The organism is Bacteroidota bacterium, assembly GCA_018831055.1.
GTDB lineage: Bacteria > Bacteroidota > Bacteroidia > Bacteroidales > B18-G4 > M55B132.
Genome location: JAHJRE010000140.1, coordinates 1 through 4,183, shown reverse-complemented (window position 1 = coordinate 4,183; position 4,183 = coordinate 1). Strand labels below are relative to the sequence as shown.

The window sequence follows — 4,183 nt, the reverse complement described above, 5'->3', positions numbered from 1 at the left end:
TAAAAAATGCCACGAATGCACGAATAAACATTAAAGAAAGAATATTTCACTCCTTAACATAAAAGACGAACCTCTTTCTAAACTTGTCTTTTTGAAGATACAGGATAAAGTAATACGGTATCAGGGAAACAAGAGCAACGATAGCAGAAAGCCCTTCATTTTCCTGAATAAAAGACATAATGAGGAGAATAGCAAAAAAAACAAGGAAAGGCAGCAGATATGCATAGAAAACAGCCAGGTTCCCTTTGGATTGTTTGATGAACAAAGTAACCTTATCTCCCGGCTTTAGCTCCAGTCCCGAAGGTTTTTGAACATCAACGATTTTTTCTTCCATGTCGGCGACACTGCACATTCCTTTGGCATGGCATGACACACAAGCCGATTGGGCAAGGATCCTGACTTTAATCTGTTCCGCTGTTACCTCCACCACCGTCCCCGGATGGGTAATACTAATTCCTTTGTCGTCCATGATTTTCAGAACTAAGGTATTGACACTGCGACAGGCAAAATTTTTCCATTAAAGAATTTATTTCCATTCAATGCAAAATGGGTAATAAAATCAGCCATTTGTTCGGCGGTAACAGGAGCCTCATAATTAGGGAAAGCCTCTTTCAGCATTTCAGTCTGAGCCGAACCAAGGGCAAGGCAATTTACAGAGATACCATGATCTTTGAGCTCTTCGGCAAGGGATTCAGTGAGTATGGCAACAGCACCCTTACTGGCGCTGTAAGCCGATAATCCCGGAAACTTCATACTGCCCTGAAATCCTCCCATGCTGCCGATATTGACAATATGTGCCCCGGAAGAAAAGTAAGGAAAGAAAGTCTTTACCATCCTGAAGGGAGCTTTCACATTTACTGCAAAAACCCTGTCGAATTCAGGATCAGAAATCTCGATAAAAGGCTTGTTTATCAGGAATCCTGCATTGTTGACCATGATCTCAATGCTTTCACATCTGTTCAAAACAGGTCCCAGCAATTGACGCTCATAATCTCCTGTTGCGACATCAAAGCCGATGGCAATGACTCTGGCATTCTCATTAACTTTCTTACACAAACCTTCCAGTTCATGCAAGGCTTTCAGGTTTCTGGAGACCGCGAAAATGTTATGGTTTCCGTTGGCGGCAAACTTTTTAACCATCTCAAAACCCATGCCCCTGCTTGCTCCTGTGACTATAATGTTCATGACCGGGAAATTTAAAGCCAAATTAGCTATTTTTCTTATCTTTGTTCATACTATGGCCCGTATTTTGTGTAGTTTATAAAAAACCTAAGATGAATAAAAGCTACTTTATCCTTGCAGGACTGTTGTTTCTGTCGATAAATTGTTTCAGCCAGGATGCCGTAAAGAGTGACATCTCGGCTGCCCTGAAAGCCGGGGATGCAAGTAAGATGACAGAGCACCTGCATGTAACTGTTGATCTGAACACACCCGGGATCAATAATGCGGTGAGCAAAAACCAGGCCATACAGATCCTGAAAGATTTTTTCGATAAAAATCCTCCTTCTTCGTACACCAGGAATCATGAAGGCTCATCCAAAGACGGATCGGTTTACATCATCGGTACTTACCTTACCACCGGCGCTACGAATTACCGTACCTATTTCCTGTTAAAAAAGTTCGACGGACAGTTCCGGATCGTACAAATTCAGTTTGAAGAACAATAAAGAGGGTTTTATATGCCGGGAATGAGTGTTGAAGAGATCATTGAAAAGGCCATCCGGGAAGATATCGGGGATGGGGATCACACTTCTTTGTCGATCATACCTTCTGATGCGAGAGGGATGGCGGCACTGGTCATCAAAGAAGAAGGTATACTCAGCGGGGTTGATGTGGCCCGTAAGGTATTCCGGGCTGTGGACGCGGATATTGTATTTAAGGAATACATCCCTGATGGCAGCCGGGTTTTTCCCGGCAATATAGCCTTCGAGGTAGAAGGTCGTTCGGTCTCCATTCTTGCCGGAGAGCGGTTAGCCCTTAATTTCATGCAAAGAATGAGCGGGATCGCTACTTATACGCGCTTCCTGGCAGATAAGATCAAAGGAACGGGAGCCATCATCCTGGATACCCGTAAAACAACCCCCAACCTCAGGATACTTGAAAAGGAAGCTGTAAGAACCGGAGGAGGGCACAATCACCGGATGGGACTGTACGACATGGTCATGATCAAAGACAACCACGTGGATTTTGCCGGAGGGATCAGTCGGGCTATAGATGCCGCCCGGGATTACCTTAAAAGGAAGAACCTCGACCTCAGGATAGAGATTGAAGTCAGGAATTTCAATGAATTGCAGGAAGTACTGGATCATGGTAAGATTGACCGCATTATGCTCGATAACTTCTCACCGGCCGGCCTCAGGAACGCCGTTGAAATGATAGGGAAGCGTTATGAGACCGAAGCATCGGGAGGGATTAAAGAAATCAACATCCGCGAGTATGCAGAGACCGGAGTAGATTTTATTTCCGTGGGAGCACTCACACATCAGATCAAAAGCCTCGATATGAGCCTGAAAGCAGTAACCTGACACGGAATATGATCAGTTTAAAAAAGATTTACCGGAACAAAACCGTACTCAAATGGCAGCACTTTTTTATACGAAATGCCAGAAGGATCATCCTGCCGGGATTTGAAGGCATTCCCTTGTACGATGCACTGGTCTTTTTTTTTAAGGGAATACGGCAAAGTTCGCTGACCTCGAGAGCTAATTCCTTATCCTTTACCTTCATGCTGGCCATCTTCCCGGCTATTATTTTCTTCTTTTCCTTGATTCCATACATTCCCATCGACAACCTTCATGGAACCATCATGGAAACCTTATCAGAAATCCTGCCTGAAAATGCTTTTAAAACCGTGGAAAGCACCATCCAGGATCTGGTCAGCATACAAAGGACAAGCCTTTTGTCGATAGGATTTTTTATGGCCATTTACTTCGCTTCCAACGGAGTGATGGGAATTATGAAGGCATTTAACCGTACTTCCCATGCCATTGAAACGAGGTCAACACTGCAGCTTACGGTTATATCCATTGTACTGGTGATTGTGATCTTTATTATAGTTGTATTATCCGCAACCCTCCTGATATTTGCCTCGTATCTGTCGCAATATTTAGAAGTTAAAGGGCTGTGGCAAAATTCATTCACAGGGTTCACCATCAGTTTCAGCAAATGGCTGATAATCCTGCTGATGCTGTTTGTCCTGATCTCGTTGATCTACTACCTGGCTCCGGCGAATAAAGGAACATTCCGGTTTGCAACAGCAGGATCGACCCTTGCCACCCTGCTTGCCCTGATCTTCATGATGGGATTTAATTTCTATATCGACAATTTTTCCCAGTACAACAAGCTTTACGGTTCCTTAGGCACCCTGCTCATCCTGATGTTATGGATCAACCTGAACGCCATAGCCCTGCTGATCGGTTTTGAGCTGAATGCAAGTATACACGATGCGAAACTGAATAATAATGCGAGGGAGTATCCGGGGGATGATGGTTCGGAGTAAGTTGGTTGTGAATTGCTATCAAATCGTTTTTGGGAAATATTAAGCAATACCGGAAGAAGGAGTCAGGTTGGCCGGAATAAACATATACTCGTTCAGCCTTTTGGTTGCCCAAATACGGAACTGGGTTCCTCGCAGGGATTTTACCCTGTAACCTACTGAAATGATTACATCGAGATTGTATAACTTTACCGAAACTTCCTGCGTTTTCCCCTCAATAGCACCGTGTTGAGTGGTTAGTCGGAAATTCCGACATACCAATTCTTCGCTTAACTCACCTTCTTTAAATATGTTTTGAATGTGTTCGGTAATTGTGCTTCTACCTTTGCCAAACAATGTTGCCATTTGCTCCTGCGAAAGCCATACTGTTTCGTCTTCAAACCGAACATCTACCGAAATTTTATCATCTTCGGTTTTGAATAATATAAAAGCCGATTGATTATTTTCCATTTTATATCTCTATTATTCATGAATCCATTTGTGAATTCGTGGCTATTGTTTTTTGTTGCCACGAATGCACGAATACTCGCTTTTCATTCGTGTATTTGTGGCCATTATTTTTTGTTGCGATGAATGCACGAATATTCGCTTTTCATTCGTGTATTTGTGGCTATTATTTTTTTGTTGCCACGAATGCACGAATACTCGCTTTTCATTCGTGTATTTGTGGCTATTATTTTTTTGTTG

Annotated in this window: 6 protein-coding genes; 3 read left to right on the top strand and 3 right to left on the bottom strand. The window is 43.1% G+C overall.

All coding sequences use genetic code 11. The features are described from left to right. Positions 1–46: 46 nt before the first annotated feature. Together KKA81_09160 and KKA81_09155 are read right to left on the bottom strand one after the other, a co-directional pair. On the bottom strand, positions 47–469 hold the full coding sequence (locus KKA81_09160; protein MBU2651090.1) for a SoxR reducing system RseC family protein: 423 nt from the start codon (positions 467–469) through the stop codon (positions 47–49). Between the two features lie 11 nt (positions 470–480). Beyond that, a complete protein-coding gene (locus KKA81_09155) occupies positions 481–1,185 on the bottom strand; it encodes an SDR family oxidoreductase (GenBank protein MBU2651089.1) in 705 nt (234 codons plus the stop codon). Positions 1,186–1,274: 89 nt separating this feature from the next. On the opposite strand from KKA81_09155, the gene KKA81_09150 reads away from it, so the two are divergent. Genes KKA81_09150 through KKA81_09140 form a run of 3 tightly spaced genes read left to right on the top strand, consistent with a single transcriptional unit; the run spans position 1,275 to position 3,499 of the window. Further along, positions 1,275–1,667, top strand: coding sequence for a DUF4783 domain-containing protein (locus KKA81_09150; GenBank protein MBU2651088.1), 393 nt, complete (start codon positions 1,275–1,277; stop codon positions 1,665–1,667). 21 nt (positions 1,668–1,688) lie between these two features. Next, on the top strand, positions 1,689–2,525 hold the full coding sequence (gene nadC, locus KKA81_09145) for a carboxylating nicotinate-nucleotide diphosphorylase (protein ID MBU2651087.1): 837 nt from the start codon (positions 1,689–1,691) through the stop codon (positions 2,523–2,525). Between the two features lie 8 nt (positions 2,526–2,533). After that, positions 2,534–3,499, top strand: a complete 966-nt coding sequence (locus KKA81_09140; GenBank protein ID MBU2651086.1) for a YihY/virulence factor BrkB family protein — start codon at positions 2,534–2,536, stop codon at positions 3,497–3,499. A 39-nt stretch (positions 3,500–3,538) separates the two neighbouring features. On the opposite strand, the gene KKA81_09135 is transcribed toward KKA81_09140, so the two are convergent. After that, on the bottom strand, positions 3,539–3,946 hold the full coding sequence (locus tag KKA81_09135; protein MBU2651085.1) for a virulence RhuM family protein: 408 nt from the start codon (positions 3,944–3,946) through the stop codon (positions 3,539–3,541). Positions 3,947–4,183 lie beyond the last annotated feature (237 nt).